Origin of the sequence: Dickeya sp. Secpp 1600 (assembly GCF_003049805.1) — a bacterium.
GTDB lineage: Bacteria > Pseudomonadota > Gammaproteobacteria > Enterobacterales > Enterobacteriaceae > Dickeya > Dickeya fangzhongdai.
This window is the reverse complement of sequence record NZ_CP023484.1, coordinates 296,056-319,203: the sequence shown is the minus strand read 5'-3', so window position 1 is coordinate 319,203 and position 23,148 is coordinate 296,056. Positions and strand designations below refer to the sequence as shown.

Genomic DNA, 23,148 nt, shown 5'->3' with positions numbered 1-23,148 from the left:
CCATGCGATCGGTCCCCCTTCTTTGTTCTGGCCGGATTATTCTTCGCTGAACAAATCGCCGCCATGCATGTCGATCATTTCCAACGCCTTACCACCGCCACGCGCTACGCAGGTCAGCGGATCCTCCGCCACCACGACCGGAATGCCGGTTTCTTCCATCAGCAGGCGATCGAGGTTGCGCAACAGCGCGCCGCCGCCGGTCAATACCATGCCGCGTTCAGAAATATCGGACGCCAGTTCCGGCGGGCACTGCTCCAGTGCGACCATCACGGCGCTGACGATACCGGTCAGCGGTTCCTGCAGCGCTTCCAGGATTTCATTGGAGTTGAGGTTGAAACCGCGCGGCACGCCCTCAGCCAGGTTACGACCGCGCACTTCGATTTCGCGCACTTCGTCGCCCGGATAGGCGGAACCGATTTCGTGTTTGATACGCTCAGCGGTCGCTTCACCAATCAGGGAGCCGTAGTTACGACGAACATAGTTGATGATGGCTTCGTCGAAACGGTCGCCGCCGATACGTACCGAGGAGGAGTACACCACGCCGTTCAGGGAGATCACCGCCACTTCCGTGGTACCGCCGCCGATATCCACTACCATGGAGCCGGTCGCTTCGGATACCGGCAAACCGGCGCCGATCGCAGCCGCCATCGGCTCTTCGATCAGGAACACTTCACGGGCGCCTGCGCCCTGAGCGGATTCGCGGATCGCACGGCGTTCAACCTGGGTAGCGCCGACCGGCACACACACCAGCACGCGCGGACTCGGACGCATGAAGCTGTTGCTGTGCACCTGCTTGATGAAGTGCTGCAGCATTTTTTCGGTGACGAAGAAGTCGGCGATCACGCCGTCCTTCATCGGACGAATGGCGGCGATATTACCCGGCGTACGGCCCAACATCTGTTTGGCCTCGTGACCGACGGCGGCCACGCTTTTCGGGGAACCGGCACGATCCTGGCGAATAGCCACCACGGAAGGCTCATTCAGTACAATGCCTTGTCCTTTTACGTAAATCAGGGTATTGGCGGTACCCAGGTCGATGGACAAGTCGTTGGAAAACATGCCACGAAATTTCTTAAACATAACTAAAGGATAATCCTGCAAGCTGGGGGCGGAAATGAAATCCGCTTACTGTACCAACCACACGCAACAGCGACAAGGCGCTAACCGGCTCTGCTACGGTGAAAAAATGATGTTTGCGCAAATTGCCATGATAATAAATGCCTGCAGAACAGCGATCCTTCTGGCAGCGGCTGGGATTGTCGCGAGCTGTCCCCGAAAATTGCGCGAACCACCGACATAAAATCTAACATTTTCGTGCGCGCCGCCCCGTTCAGCAAACCGGTCAGCTACGCTATGGCGCCGATATTCTACGCTAATTTGTTCGGATTTTGACATCAAACATACGTGCGCGGTGAATATTTTTTCAGCGTGTTGCCGACGGGCTCGGAAGCGGCGAACAGATCGCCCTGACCGCCGCAAACGCCTTTATCCAGCAACGTCTGCCACTCTTCGCGCGTACGCACGCCGGCGGCGAACACCTGGGCGTGCGTCCCCTTACAGGCCTCGGTCAGACTACTGACGAACAGCTGGTTCTCCGGTCGCTTATCCAGGCTGCGCACCAGCCCCGGGTGCAGCTTGATCACCTCCACCCTCAGCGACTTGATATAGGCGGTGCTGACCAGCGTCAGCCCGGCCTGCGTCACCGCCAGCCGGCAGCCCAGACCGGTGATCATGGCAAGTATCGGTCGCAAACGGCCGATATATTGACACACATCCGCTTCAGCAAGTTCAAACAATAATCGCTCGCGCTGCCTTTTCGGACACTGGAGCAACGTTTCGCGCAGCCAGCGCAGGAACGGCCGCTGCAACAGCGAATCCACCGTAATCGGTAAAGCCAGCACCGAATCCTGCCAACTGACCGTCAGGGCAATCACCCGGTTGATCAACTGACGGTCATAACCGGAAGTCAGGCCAAGCTGACGCACCAGCGGCATGTACTCCGCCTCCAGCAATTCCTGGGTGCCATCATAAATTCGGCTAAACATTTCCCGGTGATGCAACTCGCCGTCGCGGGTAATCGCCGGTTTCTGATACAAACGCGGCCCGCCGCGCAACAGGGTATGTTCCAGCAGCGTGCGCCACTTCACGCTGCCGCGGCCTTTTTCCGGCACCCGCCGGTCATAAACGCACCAGCCGTTGCCGCCCTGCAATACGGCGTTGCGGGTGGCATCTTCCACGCTTTCCATCACCTGTTCGGTGGTCTGCCCGCCGTGATAGGCGCTGATGCCGATGTGCAAAATGTCTTCCCGATCGATCAGCGGCGTAACCGGCAGAATATCGATCGCTTTCACCAGTTGGCTGGCGATGCTGTCCGCTTCTTTCAGGGTGCGGTGCGGCAACAGCACCGTAAAATCACTGTGGTAGTAACGCGCCAGCAGCGCGGAGGGGTAGCGTAAGACAAACGTGGACAGCAGGTTGATCAGGGTATTGCGATACTCTTCGAGCACGCCGCCGTAGCCATGCGTTTCCTGCAGGGTGTCAAAATCCGGCAGGCGGATCATCATCACCACGCCGTGCGTGCCGACGTCTTCCGGGTCTTCCAGTTGCGTGGCGAGCTGATTTTCAAAAAACAGCCGGTTATTCAGGCCGGTTTGCGCATCCTGCGCCGCGAACGAGCGGATCAGCGTATCCACCCGACTGCGCGCTTCGCGCGCCTCCGCCAGATCCAGCAGCAACTGGTCCAGCGCGCCGCTGGCCGTCGCCGGCCATTCGTGTACCGAACCGTGCATCACGGTGTCGCGCTCGCCCGCCAGAATGCGTCGGGCGCGCTTCTCCAACTGTTCCTGTCCGGCCATTTGACGTCGTAGCCAGCGCACGCCATGAAACACGGTCACCGCGATCAGCAAAATCACCAGCACGATGGACAAGGCGGATTTGAGATAACGCGGTATGCCGAACAGCGGGTCGACGTAGGTTACGTTTACCCGCACGTCAGTATGGTGCAGCAGCGATAAACGGGTGTGACGATAGAGCAGCGCCCGATCCTCGCCGTCAGACAACATTTCCGGCAAACGTAATAAATAGAGGCTTTCGTGACCGTCGCGAATCTCCAGTTCCACGATTCCGGCCGCTTTCATCACCGCCGGCAACCAGAACTGGATACTGCCGGGCGGCTGCACCAGCAGCGCCTGATCAATACTCGCCGCCACCGCCCTGAGCTGGTGCTCCATCCGTTGCTGGCTATAACACACAAAACTGAAAATGCTGCTGGCCAACATTAGCACTACGGCCAATGTCGTTAGCATCGTCATCAATATCGATATTCTGGCAGTCAACCCCATCCCTGCGCCTAACTCCGTATCAAAGAATTGAAAAGTGCTTTCATGAGATACTTTGTGTGTTCTTTGCGATTTATCAGTTCGCATACTACCCGTTACAAATATAGTCCTTAAATGATTTACCTCTATTTTTGTCCCCGATAAGGAGGATTTTTATGCGCGCTTTAGTGCTCAGGCAACAAGACGGTCTGACTTTGGCCGATGTCAGCACCATCGAACCGTCACAATTACCTGATGGCGATGTCACCGTCGACGTCGACTGGTCCGGCATCAACTATAAGGATGCGCTGGCTATCACCGGTAAAGGGAAGATCATTCGTCAATTCCCGATGGTGCCGGGTATCGATTTTGCCGGAACCGTTCACCACAGCGACCATCCCGACTTCCAGGCCGGGCAGCCCGTAGTACTGACCGGATGGGGCGTGGGAGAAAATCACTGGGGCGGGCTGGCGGAACAGGCGCGGGTGCGGGCCGACTGGCTGGTGCCGTTGCCGCAGGGACTCACGCCGCGTCAGGCGATGATCCTCGGCACCGCCGGTTTCACCGCCATGCTGTGCGTCATGGCGCTGGAAGAAGGCGGGGTAACCCCGGCGAGCGGCGAGGTGGTGGTCAGCGGCGCCAGCGGCGGCGTCGGCAGTACCGCCGTCGCGCTGTTGCACGCGCTGGGTTATCAGGTTACGGCGATCAGCGGCCGGGCGGACAACAGCGCCTATCTGCAGCAACTTGGCGCTCATCAGGTGTTGGATCGCAAGGCGTTCGCCACTGCCGGTCGTCCGCTGGAAAAACAACGCTGGGCAGGCGCCATCGACACGGTGGGCGATCAGGTGCTGGCGACGCTGCTGACCCAAATGCATTACGGCGCGACCGTCGCGGCATGCGGGCTGGCGGGCGGCGTATCGCTGCCCGCCACGGTGATGCCGTTTATTCTGCGCAATGTGCGCCTGCAAGGGGTCGACTCGGTGATGACGCCACGCGCGCGGCGTCAGGAAGCCTGGCGTCGTCTGGCCACGCTGCTGCCGGCGTCCTTCTATGAACAGGTTACGCAGGAAATTACGCTGGAGCAGGTTCCCGCCACCGCCGCTGCACTGCTGGAAAACCGGGTTACCGGCCGTACGCTGGTGCGCGTCGGCGCTGCGGATTAGCCCTGTTTCAGGACGGGCCGGCAACGGCCTGTCCTCTTCTCCTTTTGCAACAACTGCCAGAATGAACAACTGGAACACCCAGCAGAATGTAACATCCGGTATAATGTAACATCCGGTATAATGTAACACTCGGTAAAAAAAGAACGTTTCCCCGGCACATTATTTCACCGCATACTGACCACATCGCCATCACGTTCAGGGCGAGCATTTAACCCGAATCCCCCAGCCAGACATCAATAATCAAAAGCGGGAGTTCACCATGCCCAGACATCGCAAACTGACCGACGCCGATGTGACGCCGGAATCCCTGTTCCACCAACGCCGAACCGTCCTCAAGGCGCTGGGTCTTACCGCCGCCACGCTGAGCCTGTCGTCCGGCGCGCGCGCCGACCTGCTCAACTGGTTCCAGGGCAAGCAGGCGCCTGTCGCCCCGCCCGGTAAGCCGCTAACGTTCAGTCAGCCGCCGCAGTGGCACCCGGACCTGGCGTTAACGCCGGAAGACAAAGTAACCGGCTACAACAACTTCTACGAATTCGGTCTGGACAAGGCCGACCCTGCCGCCAACGCGGGCGGTCTCAAGACCGAGGGCTGGAAAGTCCGGATTGACGGCGAAGTCGCCAAACCCATGACGCTGGATATCGACGACATTCGTCGCCGTTTCGCGCAGGAAGAACGCATCTACCGTTTTCGCTGCGTCGAAGCCTGGTCGATGGTGATCCCGTGGGTCGGCGTTGAACTGTCGCAATTGATAAAACTGGCCGAACCCACCAGCGACGCCCGTTATGTCGCCTTTCAGACGCTCTATGACCCGGCGCAGATGCCCGGTCAGAAAGACAGTTTCGTGGGCGGCGGCCTGGACTATCCCTACGTCGAAGGGTTACGTATGGACGAAGCCATGCACCCGCTGACGTTGCTGGCGGTCGGCGTATACGGCAAAACGCTACCGCCGCAAAACGGCGCGCCGATCCGGCTGGTTACGCCGTGGAAATACGGCTTCAAGAACATCAAATCCATCGTGCATATCCGGCTGACCCGACAGCAACCGCCGTCCACCTGGAATCTGTCCGCGCCCAACGAGTACGGGTTTTACGCCAACGTCAATCCGAACGTCGACCATCCGCGCTGGTCACAGGCCAGCGAACGGGTGATCGGCTCCGGCGGATTGTTGAACGTTCAGCGCCAGCCGACGCTGATGTTCAACGGTTATGCCGACCAGGTCGCCTCGCTGTATCAGGGGCTGGATTTACGGGCGAATTACTGATCGCCGCAGGGTTTACTCCATATGGCCCGGGACTCACAGGAATGCTCAATACACAGGAAAACGTCCGCATGCGTTTAACCGCCCGACACATCACAGCCCTGAAAGTGGTGCTGCATCTGGCGGCGTTCCTGCCGCTGGCATGGCTGGTATTCGCCGTCAATCAGGGCGCGTTCAGCGCCGATCCGGCAAAAGATATCCAGCATTTTACCGGCCGAATGGCGCTTAAACTGCTGCTGGCGACGCTGATGGTGACGCCGCTGGCGCGCTACGGCAAACAGCCATTGCTGATCCGTTGTCGCCGCCTGCTGGGGCTGTGGTGTTTTGCCTGGGCCAGCCTGCACCTGCTCAGCTACACCTTGCTGGAGTTGGGGGCCAATCATCTCGATCTGTTGGGAAAAGAGATTTTCCTGCGACCTTACCTGACGCTCGGTATGGCGAGCTGGCTAATCCTGCTGGCGCTGACGGCGACCTCCACCCAATCGGCGCAGCGAAAACTGGGAGCTCGCTGGCAAAAGCTGCATAATCTCATTTATCTGGTCGCGATCCTCGCCCCGGTTCATTATCTTTGGTCGGTCAAATCGCTGTCGCCATTGCCAGTCATTTACGCGTCAGTTGCCGTCATCTTGCTGCTTTTTCGCTACAAGAAATTGCGTCAGTGGCGTCGTTAATCGCGAATATCGGCGTAAATCAGGCGACGTTCTCCGTGAAATTTCGTAAAAATTTGTCAATGACGACGTGGCAACTCCGGAGATAAGACCAGTATTTCGCTGCCAACTGCTACGATATGGCTATAATGTTCAAACCTTGCGGGTGAAAACGGATATTTTCGCCCGGCAAAGGGTGACAAACGGATAGCTTCGCGTTATGTTGTGCGCCACTGAGCCAATCGAGGGAGATAGCAGCACAATGGCAGACAAGTTTCACATTTTGCTCCTTAACGGTCCAAACCTGAATCTGCTGGGCACCCGTGAGCCGGACAAATACGGCCATACGACGCTGGCGGAGATTGTGAGCCGACTGGAGCAGGATGCGGCAGCGCTGAACGTGCAGCTTTCCCACCTGCAGTCGAATGCGGAACATGAGCTGATTGACCGTATCCATCAGGCCAGAGGAAACACCGATTTCATTCTGATTAACCCGGCAGCCTTTACCCACACTAGTGTGGCGCTGCGGGATGCCCTGTTGGCGGTCGCCATCCCGTTTATCGAGATCCATCTGACCAACGTGTACGCGCGTGAACCCTTCCGCCATCACTCCTACCTGTCCGACGTGTCGGCCGGGGTGATCTGCGGTCTGGGGGCAGACGGATACCATTATGGTTTACAGACGGCGGTCAAACGCCTGTCAACGTCCAATTAACCGTTTCCAATAAACAAGAGTACGGAACCACATTCATGGATATTCGTAAAATCAAGAAGCTGATCGAACTGGTTGAAGAATCCGGCATCGCCGAACTGGAAATCTCCGAAGGCGAAGAGTCAGTACGCATCAGTCGCGCTCCGGCGCCGGGTAGCTACCCCATTATGCAACAGGCCTACGCACCGATGCCGCAGGTCGCTCCGGCCGCCGCCCCGGTTGCTGCGCCCGCCGCCGCTGCAGAAGCCGCGCCGGCCGCCATCAGCGGTCACGTCGTGCGCTCACCGATGGTCGGCACCTTCTACCGTACGCCGAGCCCGGACGCCAAAGCCTTCGTGGAAGTCGGTCAGCAGGTAAAAGTGGGCGATACCCTGTGCATCGTTGAAGCAATGAAAATGATGAACCAGATCGAAGCGGACAAAGCAGGCGTGGTGAAAGCCATTCTGGTTGAAAGCGGCCAGCCGGTTGAATTTGACGAGCCACTGGTTGTCATCGAATAACGAGGCTTACCATGCTAGATAAAATTGTCATCGCCAACCGCGGTGAGATTGCTCTGCGCATTTTGCGTGCCTGTAAAGAACTGGGCATCAAAACCGTCGCCGTGCACTCCACAGCGGACCGCGACCTGAAACACGTATTGCTGGCGGACGAAACCGTGTGCATCGGCCCGGCGCAGTCTGCGAAAAGCTACCTGAATATTCCGGCGATCATTTCTGCGGCGGAAATCACCGGCGCGGTGGCGATCCACCCCGGTTACGGTTTCCTGTCCGAAAACGCCGACTTCGCCGAGCAGGTTGAGCGCTCCGGCTTCATTTTCATCGGTCCGCGCGCCGACACCATTCGCCTGATGGGCGACAAAGTGTCCGCCATCAGCGCCATGAAAAAAGCCGGTGTTCCCTGTGTGCCGGGCTCTGACGGCCCGTTGGGCGACGACATGGATAAGAACCGCGCTATCGGTAAGCGCATCGGTTATCCGGTCATTATCAAAGCCTCCGGCGGCGGCGGCGGTCGCGGTATGCGTGTGGTACGCAGCGAGAAAGAGCTGGAGCAATCCATCGCCATGACCCGCGCGGAAGCAAAAGCGGCGTTCAACAACGACATGGTCTACATGGAAAAATACCTGGAAAATCCGCGTCACGTGGAGATCCAGGTATTGGCAGACGGCCAGGGCAACGCCATCTATCTGGCTGAGCGCGACTGCTCCATGCAGCGCCGCCACCAGAAAGTGGTCGAAGAAGCGCCGGCGCCGGGCATCACCGCCGATCTGCGCCGTTATATCGGCGATCGCTGCGCCAAAGCCTGTGTGGACATCGGCTACCGTGGCGCCGGTACGTTTGAGTTCCTGTTCGAAAACGGCGAGTTCTACTTTATCGAGATGAACACCCGTATTCAGGTAGAACACCCGGTGACGGAAATGATTACCGGCGTCGACCTGATCAAAGAACAGCTGCGCATCGCCGCTGGTCAGCCGTTGTCCATCAAGCAGAGCGAAGTGCAGGTGCGCGGCCATGCGGTGGAATGCCGTATCAACGCGGAAGACCCGAACACCTTCCTGCCGAGCCCTGGCAAGATCACCCGCTTCCACGCGCCGGGCGGTTTTGGCGTGCGCTGGGAATCGCACATTTACGCGGGCTACACCGTGCCGCCGCACTACGATTCCATGATCGGCAAGCTGATCACCTACGGTGAAAGCCGCGACATCGCTATTTCCCGTATGAAGAACGCACTGGCGGAACTGATCATTGATGGCATCAAGACCAATGTGGAATTGCAGATGCGCATCATGTCCGACGAAAACTTCCAGCATGGTGGCACCAACATCCACTATCTGGAAAAGAAACTCGGCCTGCAGTAATCTCCCGCACCGATGAAACGGGCCGGCCATGCCGGCCCGTTTTTATTTCCGCGCCGCCCGCCTCTTTCTGGCTCGATGCATCGATTTTTCGCTGGGCAATTGGCTGGCATGCCGTAAAATCCCCTGTTTTGTGTCACCTATACACTGATTCCTGCCGGATTAAGGGGAAATCATGGATAAACGCTTTCTCCAGGCTCACCGCGAAGCCCGCTGGTCACTGATACTGACGCTGGCTTATCTGATAGCCTGGGTGCTCTTTGCTTATCTGCCCGACAACCGTCCCGGCCTGACGGGTCTGCCGCACTGGTTCGAACTGGCTTGTCTGGCGTTGCCGTTGCTGTTCATCGGCCTGTGTTGGCTGATGGTGCGCGTGGTGTTCCGCGATGTTTCACTGGAGGATCACGATGCAAAGTGATGTCATCCTGCCGCTGATTGCTTATCTGCTGCTGGTGTTCGGCCTGTCGATATATGCCTGGCGGCGTCGCCAGCAGGGCAACTTTCTCACCGAATACTTTATCGGCAACCGCTCGATGGGCGGCTTCGTACTGGCGATGACGCTGATCGGTACCTATGTCAGCGCCAGTTCGTTCATCGGCGGCCCTGGCGCGGCTTACAAATACGGGCTGGGCTGGGTACTGCTGTCGATGATTCAGGTGCCGACCATGCTGTTGTCGCTAAGCATTCTCGGCAAGAAGTTCGCGATTCTGGCGCGCCGTTACAACGCCATCACCCTCAATGACATGCTATACGCCCGCTACGGCAGCCGTTTGCTGGTCTGGTTCGCCAGTCTGAGCCTGCTGGTGGCGTTTATCGGCGCGATGGCGGTACAGTTTATCGGCGGCGCCCGGCTGCTGGAAACGGTAGCGCACGTGCCTTATAACGTCGGGCTGCTGATTTTCGGCATTACCATCGCGCTCTACACCGCGTTCGGCGGCTTTCGCGCCAGCGTGCTGAACGACGCGTTGCAGGGGATTGTGATGCTGATCGGCACCCTGCTGTTGCTGGCAGGCGTGATCTACGCAGCGGGCGGTTTGCCGGCCGCCGTCGGCAAACTGGCGCAGATCAACCCGGCGCTGGTCGATCCGCACGGCAGCAACCAGATCCTGTCCGCGCCGTTCATGGCGTCGTTCTGGGTGCTGGTGTGTTTCGGCGTCATCGGCCTGCCCAACACCGCCGTGCGCTGCATTTCCTACCGCGACAGCAAGGCGCTGCACCGCGGCATCCTGATCGGCACCCTCGTCATCAGCGTACTGATGCTGGGTATGCATCTGGCCGGCGCGCTGGGACGCGCTATCCTGCCCAACCTGACGATTCCCGATCAGGTGCTGCCGGAGCTCATGCTGACCGTGCTGCCGCCGCTGGCCGCCGGGATCTTTCTGGCTGCGCCGACCGCCGCCATCATGTCGAACATTAACGCCCATTTGCTGCAGGCTTCCGCGACGATCGTGAAAGATCTTTACCTGAGCGTCTATCCTCAGAAGATAAGCAACGAGCGTTATATCCGCCATCTGTCCAGTTTCACCACCTTGCTGCTCGGCCTGCTGGTATTGCTGGCGTCATGGCGGCCGCCGGAAATGATCATCTGGCTGAACCTGCTGGCGTTCGGCGGACTGGAAGCGGTGTTCCTGTGGCCGCTGGTGCTGGGCCTGTACTGGGAACGCGCCAACGCCTCCGGCGCGCTGTGTTCAATGTTCAGCGGCGCAGCCAGCTACACCCTGCTCGCCAGCTTCAACATCCAGCTGGCCGGTTTTCATCCGATCGTGCCATCGCTGCTGTTAAGCCTGGTGGCGTTTATTCTGGGCAACCGCTTTGGGCGCCAGCCCGCGCCTGCGGTTGCCGCATCTTCATCACTTTGAGGTCAGAGGCTGCTATGCCGTGGATTCAACTGAAAATCAATACGTCCGGCGCACACGCGGAACAACTGGGCGACGCGCTGTCTGAAAGCGGCGCCGTCTCGGTCACGTTTCAGGACACCCATGACACGCCGGTGTTCGAACCGCTGCCGGGTGAAACCCGTTTATGGGGCGATACCGACGTCATCGGTCTGTACGACGCCGAAACCGACATGGCCGAGGTCGTCGCCATGCTGGAGCAGGAACCGCTGCTTGGCGCCGGTTTTCGGCACAAAATCGAACAGTTGGAAGACAAGGACTGGGAGCGGGAATGGATGGAAAACTTCCACCCGATGCAGTTCGGCAAGCGGCTGTGGATTTGCCCGAGCTGGCGCGACGTGCCGGACCCGAACGCGGTCAACGTGATGCTGGACCCCGGCCTGGCGTTTGGCACCGGCACCCATCCCACCACCTCGCTATGTCTGCAATGGCTCGACGGGTTGGATCTGGACGGCAAGACCATCATCGATTTCGGCTGCGGTTCCGGCATTCTGGCGATTGCCGCGCTGAAACTCGGCGCCGCCCACGCCATCGGTATCGATATCGATCCGCAGGCGATTCAGGCCAGCCGCGACAACGCACAGCGTAACGGCGTGTCCGAGCGTCTGGAGCTGTATCTGCCGAAGGATCAGCCAAAAGACCTGTCCGCCGACGTGGTGGTCGCCAACATTCTGGCCGGCCCGCTGCGTGAACTGGCGCCGCTGATCGGCGTGCTGCCCAAGAGCGGTGGCCACCTCGGCCTGTCCGGAATTCTGGCTTCGCAAGCGCAAAGCGTGGCGGAAGCCTATGAAGACCGATTCCAGCTCGACCCGGTGGCGGAAAAAGAAGAGTGGTGCCGCATTACCGGCGTTCGTAAACCGGTCTGACCTGTTGCGATTGCCTGCCGGAACATCGCGGTTCCGGCAGGCGTCTCCTGTGGACATTTCGCTGGACAAATGTACTGCCGCTGCCATCAATCACTGTTTCTATGCGGTGAAACAGCATATTCAGGCAGATGTTTTATTTCCCCAGCCTGTTTACAAAATCAGCGACATGAAAATAACATTCTGTAAATAAAGGAAAAATAAAAACAGCGTGGAAGCAATGCGGCATTTCCTTGATCTGTTCCGCTCAATTGCTCAAAGTTTGGCCTTTCCTATCGCGTAAAAAATGCGTAATATACGCGCCCTTGCAGGCACAGTATGGTCACTCTTTGTCTATGCGCATTGGACAATTTCAGCTTCCCAATCGTTTGATTGCCGCCCCGATGGCGGGCGTAAGCGATCGCCCGTTCCGGGCACTCTGTCACGCGATGGGCGCTGGAATGACGGTCTCCGAAATGCTTTCTTCCAATCCGGAAGTGTGGCGTTCGGACAAGTCGCGACTGCGCATGGTACACAGCGATGAGCCCGGTATCCGGGCGGTGCAGATCGCCGGCGGCGATCCGGACGAGATGGCGGCGGCCGCCAGAATCAATGCGGAGAACGGCGCGCAGGTAATCGACATCAACATGGGATGCCCGGCCAAGAAGGTCAACCGCAAGATGGCCGGATCGGCGTTGTTGCAGTATCCGGAACTGGTCAAACAGATCCTGACTGCGGTAGTGAAAGCGGTAGACGTACCGGTAACACTGAAAATCCGCACCGGCTGGGCGCCAGAGCACCGTAACTGTGCAGAGATTGCCAAATTGGCTGAAGACTGTGGTATTCAGGCGCTAACCGTTCATGGACGCACGCGCGCGTGTCTGTTCAATGGCGAAGCGGAATACGACAGTATTCGGACAGTTAAGCAGAGCGTTTCCATTCCCATCATTGCGAATGGCGACATTACTGACCCGCGCAAAGCCAGAGCGGTTCTTGATTACACCGGGGCAGACGCCCTGATGATAGGACGAGCCGCTCAGGGAAGACCCTGGATCTTTCGGGAAATCCAGCATTATCTGGACACAGGGGAGCTGCTGCCCCCGCTGCCACTGGCAGAGGTCAAGCGCTTGTTGATCGGGCATATACGGGAATTGCACGACTTTTATGGTCCAGGCAAGGGATTTCGTATAGCGCGTAAGCACGTGTCCTGGTATCTCCAGGAGCACGCCCCAAACGACCAGTTTAGGCGCACATTCAACGCCATAGAGGACGCCAGCGAACAGCTGGAGGCGTTGAAGGCATATTTTGAAAATCTTGCGTAAACAGAAAAAGAGCTGACAGAACTATGTTCGAACAACGCGTGAATTCTGACGTACTGACCGTTTCCACTGTAAACTCTCAGGCTCAGGTAACCCAAAAACCCCTGCGCGACTCGGTTAAACAGGCACTGAAGAACTATTTCGCTCAACTGAATGGTCAGGACGTGAATGACCTGTATGAGCTGGTACTGGCTGAAGTAGAACAGCCGCTGTTGGACATGGTGATGCAATACACCCGCGGCAACCAGACCCGCGCTGCTCTGATGATGGGTATCAACCGCGGCACGCTGCGTAAGAAACTGAAAAAATACGGCATGAACTGATAACCATCAGTCATCCACTGAATACAAAAGGCGCGATACCGGATAGGAATCGCGCCTTTTTACTTATTACCGTGTCACAGTTTCACTATCTCACCTTCGCGTTTTCCGCTTAATCAGACTGTCCTGAACCAGCATGCCGGAAGTTTATGCCAGCGATGCCATATCGATGACAAACCGGTATTTCACGTCGCTTTTCAACATACGTTCATAGGCCGCGTTGATGTTCTGAATATCGATCATTTCCACGTCGGACGTGATGCCATGCTCGCCGCAGAAGTCGAGCATTTCCTGCGTCTCGGCAATCCCGCCGATGCAGGAGCCCGCCACCGAGCGCCGCCCCAGAATCATCGAAACGGTACTGAGCATCGGGTTGATATCGCCCAGCAGGCCCACAAACACCAGGGTGCCGTCTACCGTCAACGTCGGCATGTAAGGGTTGATATCATGTTCGTAGGGTACGGTATCGATAATCAGCTCAAACTGCCCTTTGACGGTTTCCATCTGCGATGCCGAAGTAGAAAGCACAACACGATCGGCGCCTAAACGCCGGGCGTCGGCCTCTTTGCCGGGAGAACGAGTGAATAGCGTCACTTCCGCGCCGAGAGCGTGAGCCAGTTTGATCGCCATATGACCCAGACCGCCCAATCCAACCACCGCCACTTTGCTGCCTTTACCTACGTTCCAGTGACGCAGCGGCGACCAGGTGGTAATCCCGGCGCACAGCAGCGGCGCCGCCGATTTCAGGTCCATCGATGCGGGAATCCGCAGCACAAAATCCTGCGAGGCGACGATTTGCTGAGAATAGCCGCCATAGGTCGGCTGGTGATCATGACGGTCGACCCCGTTATAGGTCTGCACGTTTCCTTCATCGCAGTATTGTTCCAGGCCCTGCTTACAGGGCTGACATTCACGACACGAATCCACCATGCAGCCGATGCCCACCAGATCGTCAGGTTTGAATTTGGTGACGCCGGCGCCAACGGCGGTCACACGCCCGATGATTTCATGGCCGGGAACCAGCGGGTAATGGCTAAAGCCCCAGTCATTGCGCGCCTGATGCAGATCGGAGTGGCAAACGCCGCAATAGAGCACCTCCACCGCCACATCATCAGGGCGCGGCGTACGGCGGGTGAAGTGAAACGGCGCTAACGGCGCGGTTGACGACTGCGCAGCATAACCCAGTACTTTCATGGTCATAGTTGACTCCTTGCCTTATTCAAAGCGTGATTACAATTCCTGCCGGGTCGGACGGAACAGAATTTCGTTAATATCCACGTCTTCAGGCTGGCGGATGGCGAAGGCCACGACCCGGGCGAACGACTCTGCAGAAATAGCATAGTCGTCATAGAACGACTTGACGCCCGCTGCCATGTCAGGATCGGTAACACTTTGCACCAGTTCGCTTTCCACCGCGCCGGGCGAGATAACGGTGGTGCGAATATTGTAGGGTTTGACCTCCTGACGCAGCCCTTCCGAAATCACCCGGACCGCGGTCTTGGTGGCCGCATAAACCGCGCTGCCGGGGCGGACTTTGTGTCCGGCCACCGAATGTGCCCGCGCTGTTGCTGCTTCATATAAGGAAGCGCAGCAGCGATGCCGTACAGCACGCCTTTCAGATTGACATCGATCATGGCGTCCCAGTCCTCAATCCGGCGCCGTTCCAGCAGGGAATGCGGCATTAACCCGGCGTTGTTGACCATCACGTCAATGCGGCCGTACAGCGCAACGGCACGGTCGACCAGCGCCTGAACCTGTTCCGGACGGGTCACATCGGTGCCGACTACCGCAGCCTCCGGCAGCCCCAGCGAGCGGGCAAGCGCCTGTAACCGCTCTAACCGGCGTGCGCCCAATACCAACCGGGCGCCCTGCGCGGCCAGATGGCGAGCCAGCGCTTCGCCAAGCCCGCTGCTGGCTCCGGCAATCACCACCACCTTATTACCTTGGTTCTCAGTCAAAATATCTGCCTTCTCGTGATCCCCCAGGTTATTTCGGGTATTGCTCATCACTGACGTGCTCCATCCATTCCACCACGCTGCCGTCAAGCGACTCGGCAATCGCAATGTGCGTCATCGCCGTTTCCGCCGCCGCGCCGTGCCAGTGCTTGACCCCTTCGGGGATCCATACGATATCTCCCGGATTGATTGCCTGAACCGCCTGTCCCCATTCCTGAACCCAGCCCTGCCCGTGAGTGACAATCAACGTTTGCCCCAGCGGATGGGTGTGCCAGGCGGTGCGTGCGCCGGGCTCAAACGTCACGGTCGCACCGCCCACGCGGGCGGGTTCAGTCGCCTGAAACGGCGCGTCAATGCGCACCTGACCGGTAAACCATGCTTCCGGGCCTTGCCGGGAAGGCTGTGAGCCATTACGAATAATCTTCATTTTTTCCTCTACTCCCGGCCAGATTGCCGGCGTTAACATCAACAGGGCGACGGGGCATGACATCAAGGCTGTGCGCCATACGTCGCTATCAGTATGGTTGGCGCCAGCCAATATCGACGTCGCGCCCGACAAGGCGTTGCCGTCGTCAACCACGTCGTTCTCGTCTGAAACGCCGCTTTCGCCTTAAACGCCACGTCCGCCCAAGCTCAATCGCTGATGAAAACGTATCGCGCCTGATAACCGGCGACTAGACGGGGAAATCCGCATGGAGCTATGAGTTAAATTCATATATTTATTCAGTATAGTGTCAGGCGACGACACGCGCGCTGCGCCACAGGAGGCAAATCAATTGCTTAAAGAAAACTTCAGCGATCTCATTTCGTTTCGCATGGTCGCGCAGGAAAAGAGCTTCACCCGCGCCGCGGCGAAGCTGGGCATATCCCAGTCGGCGCTAAGCCATGCCATGCGCAGCCTGGAAGAACGGTTAGGCATCCGCCTGCTGACGCGTACCACGCGCAGCGTGTCATTGACCGAAGCCGGCGAGCGCCTGCTCGGGAATATTTCGCCATCGCTCAGTGAACTCGAATACGCGCTGGAAGATCTGGGAGAAATGCGCGACAAACCGGCGGGCAATATCCGTTTGACGGCCGGCGAACATGCGGTGAATTTTGTCCTCTGGCCGGTATTGAAACCGTTCCTCAGCCAGTACCCGGATATCCATCTGGAAATTACCGTCGACAACGCGCTGACGGACATCGTTAACGAGCGTTTTGACGCCGGAGTCCGGCTGGGCGAGCAGGTCGCCAAAGACATGGTGGCTGTTCGCATCGGCCCGGATATGCGCATGGCGGTAGTCGGTTCGCCGGCGTATTTCGCCCGTCACACCATGCCCGAAACCCCACAGTCGCTACAGCAACACAGTTGCATCAACATGCGTCTTCCAACATTAGGGGGATTGTTCGCCTGGGAGTTTTCCAGAGACGGGCGCGAAATCCGCGTCCGGGTCGACGGCCAGCTGACATTCAACAACCTGCAGCACCGCATCGACGCCGCGCTGTCCGGTCTGGGGCTGGCTTACGTTCCGGAAGACACCATTCGGCAAGCGGTCGCAGAAGGGCGTCTTATTCAGGTACTGGAGTCATGGTGCGAACCGTTTCCCGGCTATTACCTGTACTATCCCAGCCGTAAGCAGCACACAGCCGCCTTTTCACTGTTTATCGACGCGCTGCGCTATCGCGGCTGATTACGGATGCGCGCGGCGCACGCGCCCTGCGGTAAAAGGCAATCGATAATGCATTACGCTCCCGGCGGGAAGTCGGTGGACGCGGCCAAATCGACCTGCTGTTCAAAATCCTGCAGCCGTTTGCGCAGTACGTCGATCGTGCCTTGCAACGCCTGAGAACCCAGCACCATGCGCAACGGCGCCGGTTGTTGATCAACGCTTTCGATAATGCGCGCCGCCATTCTGACCGGATCGCCCGGCGCCAGCCCATTCGCAGGATCAAGCATACGCAAAAAAGCATGAGCGGGCGTCGCGTCATAAACCGGCGTCAATGTGGCGACCTGCGCGCTGCCGTAGCGGAATTCGGTGCGGGCGCCGCCGGGTTCAACCAGTGTCATGCCAATGCCAAAGGGCGCGACTTCCTGCGCGACCGATTCGACAAAGCCTTCAATCCCCCATTTGGTGGCGTGATAGAGAGAATTGCCGGGGAAAGCCACCTGCCCGCCATAAGACGAGATCTGGATAATGCGCCCTCCGCCCTGCTGGCGCATGATGGGAATTACGCTGCGGATAAATTGAATGGACCCCAGCAGATTGGTGGCGATCATCTGCTCGATCTGACGATCGGAAAGTTCCTCCGCCGCGCCAAACAGCCCATAACCGGCGTTGCTGATCGCCACGTCGATACGGCCGAACTGTTTGAATGTCCGCTCGACCACACCGGTTATCGCTGCGGTATCCGTGACATCCAGTATTTCCGGGCGGAACGTCTGCGGCCATTGATCTATAAGGGGCTGCGCGCTGGCCAGATGTCTTACCGTGCCCACCACGCGGTCGCCCTTTGCCAACAGTTGCTGCGTCAGTTCACGACCAAAGCCGGTGCTGACCCCGGTAATCAGCCAGATTCGCTGTGACATCATCTCTTCTCCATCATTGTCTTGATGGTCGATAATTTAAGCAGCCGCCGGGATGAATACTATAGATAGAAAATGCTTGTACTTATGAATAGGAATCATGAGTTCACAGGCAGACTCCGCTGCCGCGCCTTTCTTCCTGCGCCGAGAGGCACATTAAGACGAGGCGGATGACCCGAAAACGAGGCGGATAACCCGCCCCGTTCACAACGGTGCAATCTCCTCACTGTCGCCGCCCCATGCCGGACGAATTCAGGAGATATTCAGCTCGACCCACACGGCGGCGTGATCCGACGCCGCGGTATCCCAGGAGGTGACGGTCGGGAACGGCTTCACCGGTTCCGCGCCTTCTTTGGCGGTGATCTTGTCAATGTTATAGATACCGCGCCGTTCAATGCCGCAGGTGACCTTCGCCTGATGCAACGGCGTGGAAATGAAAATATAGTCCAGTTGGTTCAGCCGTTCCCCGGCCTTACCGCCAGAAAAGTAATAGGTATAACGCGCCGTTTCCGGCAGGGAAGGATCGATCGCCGGGTGCAAATCCGGCACGGAAAACAGCGGCGCCAGGCTATGCCAGGGATTGGCGACATCCTCGTTCAGGTCGCCCATCACCACCACATACTCCTGCTGCAGATTGTACCCGCGGACAATGTCGGCAACCCGCTCCGCCTGCGCGCGCCGCCGTTTGGCCGCGCGTTCGCGTTCGTCATCGTTACGGCCGTTCTGGCTTTTGAAGTGATTACACAGCACATGTACCGGCTTCGACAGGCCGACATCTATCGTCACCTCCAGACAATCGCGGCTGAACAGCGGGGTAAACGACTCGCCGGCGTCAAAAATATGGGTACGCAACTGGATAATACGATGACGCGTCAGGCAGGCGACATCGATGCCGCGCGGATCGTTCGGGCTGTCGATCAAGACATACTGAGCGAACGCCTGATCCGCCAGAATTTGCCGGTTGAAATCGCGCAACACCGCCATGTTTTCCACTTCCGCCGCACACAGGATATCGGCATTCAGCGCCTTGATGACCAGCCCGGTATTTTTCCGCTGTTGATCGCCGAACGCTTCGGCGCGAAAAATCAGCTCGCCCAGCCAGTCGCCTCGCCCCTGGCAACTCTTGTTAATCCGGAATCCGGTCTTGCCCGCCTCGCTTTTCCAACTGCCGAGCGAGCCGCCGTCGACGCGAAGGTCAATGTAGGGTTGGAGATTGCTGGTCAGGGTAAAAATTCGGTCTTTCAAGGCATCGTCATACTTATCGGCATCCAGCAGCGTTTGCAACTGGCGTACTTTCTCCAGTAACTCACTGCTTTGCTGCGGGTCGGGCAGGTTGAGAATAGCGGTGCGGTGAAACAGGTTTTCAACGTTATAGCTGGCAAGTCTGAGCTTCATAACTCCTCCTCAGGCAACAGACTACGGCGGGAAAGTACAAGTCTGGCAACCGATTGTTACCACCGTATATCACGCCTTCCCGCGATGCTAACCCGCGGCCCTCAGTGGTAAAAAACACCGGCGCTCACTATATTCATAGCAGATATAAGCCATGTCTTTATGTACTTGGCAAACATCATGACATCACGTAAATTCGCAGCATTTCTGACTTACAACGGCAATAGCCATACCTGGCAGGAACTATGATGAAAAAATCTCGCTTAGCATTACTTACCGGCGCTTTACTGGTTACCAGCGCGCTGGCACAGGCTCAGGACGATCTCAGCGCCATCAAGGCCGCGGGTGTGATTAAATTCGGTACCGAAGGCACGTACGCGCCTTACACCTACCATGATGCCTCCGGCAAACTGGTCGGTTTCGATGTGGATGTCGGCCGTGCCGTGGCGGAAAAACTGGGCGTAAAAGCGGAGTTCGTCGAAGGCCGCTGGGACGGGCTGATTGCCGGCGTGGACGCCAAACGCTACGACGCCGTTATTAACCAGGTGGGCGTAACCAAAGAGCGTCAGGCGAAGTATGACTTTACCAAGCCATATATCGACGCCAAATCGGTGCTGATCGTACGTGGCGATAACACCAGCATCAAATCGTTCAACGATCTGAAAGGCCACAAATCCGCCCAGAGCCTGACCAGCAACTACTCCAAGCTGGCGACCAGCTACGGTGCGGAAATCGTGCCGACCGACGGCTTCAACCAGTCGCTGGAACTGGTGCTGAGCGGTCGCGCCGAAGCCACCCTGAACGATAACCTGTCGTTCCTGGACTTCAAAAAACACAAGCCGGACGCCAATGTGAAAGTGGTTGCCACCGCTGAAAGCGGCGACCCGTCCGCCATTCTGGTACGTAAAAACCAGCCGCAACTGGTGGATGCGCTGAACAACGCGCTGGATCAAATCAAAGCGGACGGCACCTATAAGACGATTTCTGTGCGATACTTTGGACAAGACGTTTCCAAATAATGCATTGATATCGGAGTTATTTTAGATGCCATCATGGCTACAACTCATGGCAGACTCCTTCTGGAGTCTGCTTTCCGCTGGGCTGACATTTACCGTTCCTCTCGCGATTCTTTCCTTTATCCTCGGTTTGATGATCGGTGTGCTGGTCGCCTTGCTGCGCCTGTACGGCCCGAAATCGCTCAAGCGAATTTGCGACTTTTATGTGTGGGTGATTCGCGGTACGCCGCTGCTGGTCCAGCTGTTCCTGATTTTTTATGGCTTGCCCAACGCCGGCATCACGCTGGACGCATTCCCGGCGGCCCTGATCGGCTTCAGCCTTAACGTCGGCGCTTACAGCTCGGAAATCGTGCGCGGCGCCATTCTGTCCGTACCGCGGGGGCAGTGGAACGCCGCCTATTCGCTCGGCATGAGCGGCGCACAGGCCATCCGCTGGGTGATCGTGCCGCAGTCGGTATTCGTATCGCTGCCGCCGCTGGCGAATACCTTTATTTCGCTGGTCAAGGACACGTCGCTGGCCGCCGTAATCACGGTGCCGGAAATGTTTCTGGCGGCGCAGCGTATCGTGTCGGTGACCTACGAGCCGCTGATTCTCTATGTCGAAGCCGCATTAATCTACCTGCTGTTCAGCACCGTGCTGAGCAAACTGCAGACCTGGCTGGAAAAATACTACCAGCGCCACATCGTGCATTGATAACCGGCAGGCAGGCCGTCTGGCCTGCCTTTCCCCTCTCTCACAATCAGACTGACCACCTCGACATTACCTCCGATTTACCGTAGCCTTCTGTTTTACCAGCCGGAGAATGTCATGAAACAGACTGTCAGAATCGCGCTGATAGGTGACTACAACCCTGCCGTCACCGCCCATCAGGCTATCCCGCCCGCTCTCGACCTTGCCGCCCACCAGCTTAATCTCAACCTTCAGTACCAATGGATAGACAGCGAACAGTTGTCGCCCGCGGCTCAGCTCGACGCCTTCGACGCCGTCTGGTGCGTGCCCGCCAGCCCGTACCGCCACGACGACAATATCCTGCAGGCCATTCGGTTTGCCCGCGAAACACAGCTCCCTTTTCTGGGCACCTGCGGAGGCTGCCAGTACGCCCTGCTGGAATACGCCCGTCATGTGTTGGGCTGGCATGACGCCAACAATGCGGAAGTCACTCAGGAAGGCCGGGCGGTGATTGCTCCATTACAATGCGAGATGGTGGAAAAACAGGGCGATATTCGCCTGTCGCCCGACTCACGCATCGGCCGCGCTTACGGCCGCGACGCGATCACCGAAGGCTATCGCTGCCGCTACGGCATCAACGAAGCGTTTCGGGATGCGTTCACCGCCGCCGGCGTCCGGGTGTCTGGCGTGGATGACAACGGCGATATTCGCGCGGTCGAACTCACCGATCACCCGTTCTTTGTCGGCACCCTGTTTCAGCCGGAACGCGCTGCACTAAAACAGATAGCGCCGCCGCTGGCAGTTGCCCTCCTTGAGGCAGCCTCAACGCATTAATTCCCGGTTTTTACGTAAGTTGCACCAAAATGGATCGAGCACAGCCTGCTTCCTCCATTTTGGTGCATCCTATGCCTTTCCTTTATCCCCCCATACCTCTGATTTATCACGGCGTACCACTGATACGATTTAGTTTCTTGCCCGTAGCACGATGATTACAAGCTGGCATTGTTTTTGCTTTCTGATAACGACGGCTCCCGAATCCGGGGCACAACGCCGACAGACAGAGCAGGTGCAGCCATGACTGCGCCAAAACACAACAGCACATTACTATTACATTAGGCACATACGATGATTATGAAGAAAGTGATTATGTCCACGCTGGTCGCCAGCGCTTCACTGTTTGCCTTCATCAACCAGGCACACGCAGGCGCAACTCTGGATGCGATTCAAAAGAAAGGGTTCGTGCAGTGCGGTATCAGTGATGGACTTCCTGGTTTCTCGTATGCCGATGCCAACGGCAAATACTCCGGTATCGACGTTGACGTCTGCCGCGGTGTCGCTGCGGCCATTTTTGGCGATGCCAATAAAGTCAAATTCACCCCGCTGACCGCCAAAGAGCGCTTCACCGCCCTGCAGTCCGGCGAAGTGGATTTGCTGTCCCGCAATACCACCTGGACTTCCTCCCGTGACGGCGGCATGGGCCTGCTGTTCACCGGCGTAACCTACTACGACGGTATCGGCTTCCTGACCCATAACAAAGCCGGACTGAAAAGCGCTAAAGAGCTGGACGGCGCAACCGTTTGTATCCAGGCCGGCACCGACACCGAGCTGAACGTGGCCGACTACTTCAAAACCCACAACATGAAATACACCCCGGTGACCTTCGACCGCTCTGATGAAAGCGCCAAAGCGCTGGATTCCGGCCGCTGCGATACGCTGGCTTCCGACCAGTCTCAGCTGTACGCCCTGCGCATCAAACTGGGCAAACCGGCCGACTTCGTAGTACTGCCGGAAGTGATCTCCAAAGAACCGCTGGGACCGGTAGTACGCCGCGGCGACGAAGACTGGTACGCGATTGTCCGCTGGACGCTGTTCGCTATGCTGAATGCCGAAGAGATGGGCATTACCTCTCAGAACGTCGACCAGATGGCCGCCAAACCGACCACCCCGGACATGTCGCACCTGCTGGGCAAAGAAGGCAACTACGGCAAAGACCTGAAACTGCCGGCCGACTGGGCCTACAAAATCGTCAAACAAGTGGGTAACTACGGCGAAGTGTTTGAGCGCAACGTGGGTCAGGGCAGTGAGCTGAAAATCAAACGTGGCCTGAACGAACTGTGGAACAAAGGCGGCATCCAGTACGCCCCTGCCGTTCGCTGATTCCTGATGTAAAACCGGGCACGTGCTGCGAACCAGCCGTGCCCTTGCTTTATCTGTCACTGAGGCTCCA

The 23,148-nt window shown here is 57.8% G+C and carries 22 protein-coding genes and 1 pseudogene; 16 read left to right on the top strand and 7 right to left on the bottom strand.

Annotation, left to right across the window (positions count from 1 at the left end; all coding sequences use genetic code 11):
* Positions 1–36: 36 nt before the first annotated feature.
* Positions 37–1,080, bottom strand: a complete 1,044-nt coding sequence (mreB, locus tag CPA59_RS01450) for a rod shape-determining protein MreB (protein ID WP_012883014.1) — start codon at positions 1,078–1,080, stop codon at positions 37–39.
* Positions 1,081–1,394: 314 nt separating this feature from the next.
* Positions 1,395–3,341 carry an RNase E specificity factor CsrD gene (csrD, locus tag CPA59_RS01445; protein WP_038917545.1) on the bottom strand — a complete coding sequence of 649 codons (1,947 nt, stop codon included), beginning with the start codon at positions 3,339–3,341 and terminating at the stop codon, positions 1,395–1,397.
* A 152-nt stretch (positions 3,342–3,493) separates the two neighbouring features.
* On the opposite strand from csrD, the gene CPA59_RS01440 reads away from it, so the two are divergent.
* The 11 genes from CPA59_RS01440 to fis all read left to right on the top strand — a co-directional run bounded on the left by CPA59_RS01440 (position 3,494) and on the right by fis (position 13,328).
* Positions 3,494–4,480: an MDR family oxidoreductase gene (locus CPA59_RS01440; protein WP_107758557.1), complete on the top strand. Its 987-nt coding sequence runs from the start codon at positions 3,494–3,496 to the stop codon at positions 4,478–4,480.
* A gap of 259 nt (positions 4,481–4,739) precedes the next feature.
* Entirely contained in the window at positions 4,740–5,741 is a 1,002-nt protein-coding gene (msrP, locus tag CPA59_RS01435) for a protein-methionine-sulfoxide reductase catalytic subunit MsrP (RefSeq protein WP_107758556.1), read from the top strand.
* 68 nt (positions 5,742–5,809) lie between these two features.
* Positions 5,810–6,409, top strand: a complete 600-nt coding sequence (gene msrQ / locus CPA59_RS01430; protein WP_107758555.1) for a protein-methionine-sulfoxide reductase heme-binding subunit MsrQ — start codon at positions 5,810–5,812, stop codon at positions 6,407–6,409.
* Positions 6,410–6,647: 238 nt separating this feature from the next.
* Positions 6,648–7,100: a type II 3-dehydroquinate dehydratase gene (gene aroQ, locus CPA59_RS01425; protein ID WP_029456545.1), complete on the top strand. Its 453-nt coding sequence runs from the start codon at positions 6,648–6,650 to the stop codon at positions 7,098–7,100.
* Positions 7,101–7,135: 35 nt separating this feature from the next.
* On the top strand, positions 7,136–7,597 hold the full coding sequence (gene accB / locus CPA59_RS01420) for an acetyl-CoA carboxylase biotin carboxyl carrier protein (protein ID WP_038917541.1): 462 nt from the start codon (positions 7,136–7,138) through the stop codon (positions 7,595–7,597).
* An 11-nt stretch (positions 7,598–7,608) separates the two neighbouring features.
* Positions 7,609–8,952, top strand: coding sequence for an acetyl-CoA carboxylase biotin carboxylase subunit (accC, locus tag CPA59_RS01415; protein WP_038917540.1), 1,344 nt, complete (start codon positions 7,609–7,611; stop codon positions 8,950–8,952).
* 172 nt (positions 8,953–9,124) lie between these two features.
* The gene (locus CPA59_RS01410) at positions 9,125–9,367 is read left to right on the top strand and encodes a YhdT family protein (RefSeq protein ID WP_049854036.1); all 243 of its coding nucleotides are present in this window, start codon (positions 9,125–9,127) and stop codon (positions 9,365–9,367) included.
* Positions 9,357–10,808 carry a sodium/pantothenate symporter gene (gene panF, locus CPA59_RS01405; RefSeq protein WP_038917539.1) on the top strand — a complete coding sequence of 484 codons (1,452 nt, stop codon included), beginning with the start codon at positions 9,357–9,359 and terminating at the stop codon, positions 10,806–10,808. Before CPA59_RS01410 ends, panF begins: the two co-directional genes overlap by 11 nt.
* Before the next feature lie 14 nt (positions 10,809–10,822).
* Positions 10,823–11,710, top strand: a complete 888-nt coding sequence (gene prmA, locus CPA59_RS01400) for a 50S ribosomal protein L11 methyltransferase (RefSeq protein WP_038917538.1) — start codon at positions 10,823–10,825, stop codon at positions 11,708–11,710.
* 332 nt (positions 11,711–12,042) lie between these two features.
* Positions 12,043–13,008: a tRNA dihydrouridine synthase DusB gene (dusB, locus tag CPA59_RS01395; RefSeq protein ID WP_038663237.1), complete on the top strand. Its 966-nt coding sequence runs from the start codon at positions 12,043–12,045 to the stop codon at positions 13,006–13,008.
* A gap of 23 nt (positions 13,009–13,031) precedes the next feature.
* Entirely contained in the window at positions 13,032–13,328 is a 297-nt protein-coding gene (gene fis, locus CPA59_RS01390; protein WP_012883002.1) for a DNA-binding transcriptional regulator Fis, read from the top strand.
* A gap of 144 nt (positions 13,329–13,472) precedes the next feature.
* Here the strand turns inward: fis and CPA59_RS01385 are convergent, their stop codons facing one another.
* From CPA59_RS01385 to CPA59_RS01375, 3 genes and pseudogenes are all read right to left on the bottom strand, one after another.
* Positions 13,473–14,525, bottom strand: coding sequence for an NAD(P)-dependent alcohol dehydrogenase (locus CPA59_RS01385; RefSeq protein WP_107758554.1), 1,053 nt, complete (start codon positions 14,523–14,525; stop codon positions 13,473–13,475).
* Positions 14,526–14,555: 30 nt separating this feature from the next.
* Positions 14,556–15,331 (bottom strand): annotated as a pseudogene (locus tag CPA59_RS01380) (SDR family oxidoreductase).
* Positions 15,312–15,707 carry a cupin domain-containing protein gene (locus tag CPA59_RS01375; RefSeq protein ID WP_049854039.1) on the bottom strand — a complete coding sequence of 132 codons (396 nt, stop codon included), beginning with the start codon at positions 15,705–15,707 and terminating at the stop codon, positions 15,312–15,314. Before CPA59_RS01375 ends, CPA59_RS01380 begins: the two are co-directional and overlap by 20 nt.
* Before the next feature lie 349 nt (positions 15,708–16,056).
* On the opposite strand from CPA59_RS01375, the gene CPA59_RS01370 reads away from it, so the two are divergent.
* Entirely contained in the window at positions 16,057–16,950 is an 894-nt protein-coding gene (locus CPA59_RS01370) for a LysR family transcriptional regulator (RefSeq protein WP_107758553.1), read from the top strand.
* A gap of 53 nt (positions 16,951–17,003) precedes the next feature.
* On the opposite strand, the gene CPA59_RS01365 is transcribed toward CPA59_RS01370, so the two are convergent.
* Both CPA59_RS01365 and CPA59_RS01360 read right to left on the bottom strand, forming a co-directional pair.
* Complete coding sequence (locus CPA59_RS01365; protein WP_082170943.1) at positions 17,004–17,849, bottom strand: SDR family oxidoreductase; 846 nt, start codon at positions 17,847–17,849, stop codon at positions 17,004–17,006.
* A 246-nt stretch (positions 17,850–18,095) separates the two neighbouring features.
* Positions 18,096–19,238, bottom strand: a complete 1,143-nt coding sequence (locus tag CPA59_RS01360; RefSeq protein ID WP_107758552.1) for an endonuclease/exonuclease/phosphatase family protein — start codon at positions 19,236–19,238, stop codon at positions 18,096–18,098.
* A gap of 245 nt (positions 19,239–19,483) precedes the next feature.
* Here CPA59_RS01360 and CPA59_RS01355 point away from each other — a divergent pair, with 245 nt between their 5' ends.
* The 4 genes from CPA59_RS01355 (at position 19,484) to CPA59_RS01340 (ending at position 23,078) form a co-directional block, all read left to right on the top strand.
* Positions 19,484–20,254 (top strand): amino acid ABC transporter substrate-binding protein, encoded by a 771-nt coding sequence (locus CPA59_RS01355; protein ID WP_038663259.1) that lies wholly within the window; start codon positions 19,484–19,486, stop codon positions 20,252–20,254.
* Positions 20,255–20,279: 25 nt separating this feature from the next.
* Positions 20,280–20,945 carry an amino acid ABC transporter permease gene (locus CPA59_RS01350; protein ID WP_038917530.1) on the top strand — a complete coding sequence of 222 codons (666 nt, stop codon included), beginning with the start codon at positions 20,280–20,282 and terminating at the stop codon, positions 20,943–20,945.
* 114 nt (positions 20,946–21,059) lie between these two features.
* The gene (locus tag CPA59_RS01345) at positions 21,060–21,755 is read left to right on the top strand and encodes a CTP synthase (RefSeq protein ID WP_107758551.1); all 696 of its coding nucleotides are present in this window, start codon (positions 21,060–21,062) and stop codon (positions 21,753–21,755) included.
* Positions 21,756–22,052: 297 nt separating this feature from the next.
* Positions 22,053–23,078: an amino acid ABC transporter substrate-binding protein gene (locus CPA59_RS01340; protein ID WP_038669033.1), complete on the top strand. Its 1,026-nt coding sequence runs from the start codon at positions 22,053–22,055 to the stop codon at positions 23,076–23,078.
* The last annotated feature ends 70 nt before the right edge of the window (positions 23,079–23,148 follow it).

Bases quoted from the DNA above. Each gene is read 5' to 3' on its own strand.
- msrQ (WP_107758555.1), top strand. From the start codon at position 5,810: ATGCGTTTAACCGCCCGACACATCACAGCCCTGAAAGTGGTGCTGCAT.
- CPA59_RS01355 (WP_038663259.1), top strand. From the start codon at position 19,484: ATGAAAAAATCTCGCTTAGCATTACTTACCGGCGCTTTACTGGTTACC.
- csrD (WP_038917545.1), bottom strand. From the start codon at position 3,341: ATGGGGTTGACTGCCAGAATATCGATATTGATGACGATGCTAACGACA.
- panF (WP_038917539.1), top strand. From the start codon at position 9,357: ATGCAAAGTGATGTCATCCTGCCGCTGATTGCTTATCTGCTGCTGGTG.
- CPA59_RS01365 (WP_082170943.1), bottom strand. From the start codon at position 17,849: ATGATGTCACAGCGAATCTGGCTGATTACCGGGGTCAGCACCGGCTTT.
- accC (WP_038917540.1), top strand. From the start codon at position 7,609: ATGCTAGATAAAATTGTCATCGCCAACCGCGGTGAGATTGCTCTGCGC.
- accB (WP_038917541.1), top strand. From the start codon at position 7,136: ATGGATATTCGTAAAATCAAGAAGCTGATCGAACTGGTTGAAGAATCC.
- CPA59_RS01340 (WP_038669033.1), top strand. From the start codon at position 22,053: ATGAAGAAAGTGATTATGTCCACGCTGGTCGCCAGCGCTTCACTGTTT.
- CPA59_RS01375 (WP_049854039.1), bottom strand. From the start codon at position 15,707: ATGAAGATTATTCGTAATGGCTCACAGCCTTCCCGGCAAGGCCCGGAA.
- msrP (WP_107758556.1), top strand. From the start codon at position 4,740: ATGCCCAGACATCGCAAACTGACCGACGCCGATGTGACGCCGGAATCC.
- CPA59_RS01360 (WP_107758552.1), bottom strand. From the start codon at position 19,238: ATGAAGCTCAGACTTGCCAGCTATAACGTTGAAAACCTGTTTCACCGC.
- CPA59_RS01345 (WP_107758551.1), top strand. From the start codon at position 21,060: ATGAAACAGACTGTCAGAATCGCGCTGATAGGTGACTACAACCCTGCC.
- dusB (WP_038663237.1), top strand. From the start codon at position 12,043: ATGCGCATTGGACAATTTCAGCTTCCCAATCGTTTGATTGCCGCCCCG.
- CPA59_RS01350 (WP_038917530.1), top strand. From the start codon at position 20,280: ATGCCATCATGGCTACAACTCATGGCAGACTCCTTCTGGAGTCTGCTT.
- fis (WP_012883002.1), top strand. From the start codon at position 13,032: ATGTTCGAACAACGCGTGAATTCTGACGTACTGACCGTTTCCACTGTA.
- aroQ (WP_029456545.1), top strand. From the start codon at position 6,648: ATGGCAGACAAGTTTCACATTTTGCTCCTTAACGGTCCAAACCTGAAT.
- prmA (WP_038917538.1), top strand. From the start codon at position 10,823: ATGCCGTGGATTCAACTGAAAATCAATACGTCCGGCGCACACGCGGAA.
- CPA59_RS01385 (WP_107758554.1), bottom strand. From the start codon at position 14,525: ATGACCATGAAAGTACTGGGTTATGCTGCGCAGTCGTCAACCGCGCCG.
- mreB (WP_012883014.1), bottom strand. From the start codon at position 1,080: ATGTTTAAGAAATTTCGTGGCATGTTTTCCAACGACTTGTCCATCGAC.
- CPA59_RS01410 (WP_049854036.1), top strand. From the start codon at position 9,125: ATGGATAAACGCTTTCTCCAGGCTCACCGCGAAGCCCGCTGGTCACTG.
- CPA59_RS01440 (WP_107758557.1), top strand. From the start codon at position 3,494: ATGCGCGCTTTAGTGCTCAGGCAACAAGACGGTCTGACTTTGGCCGAT.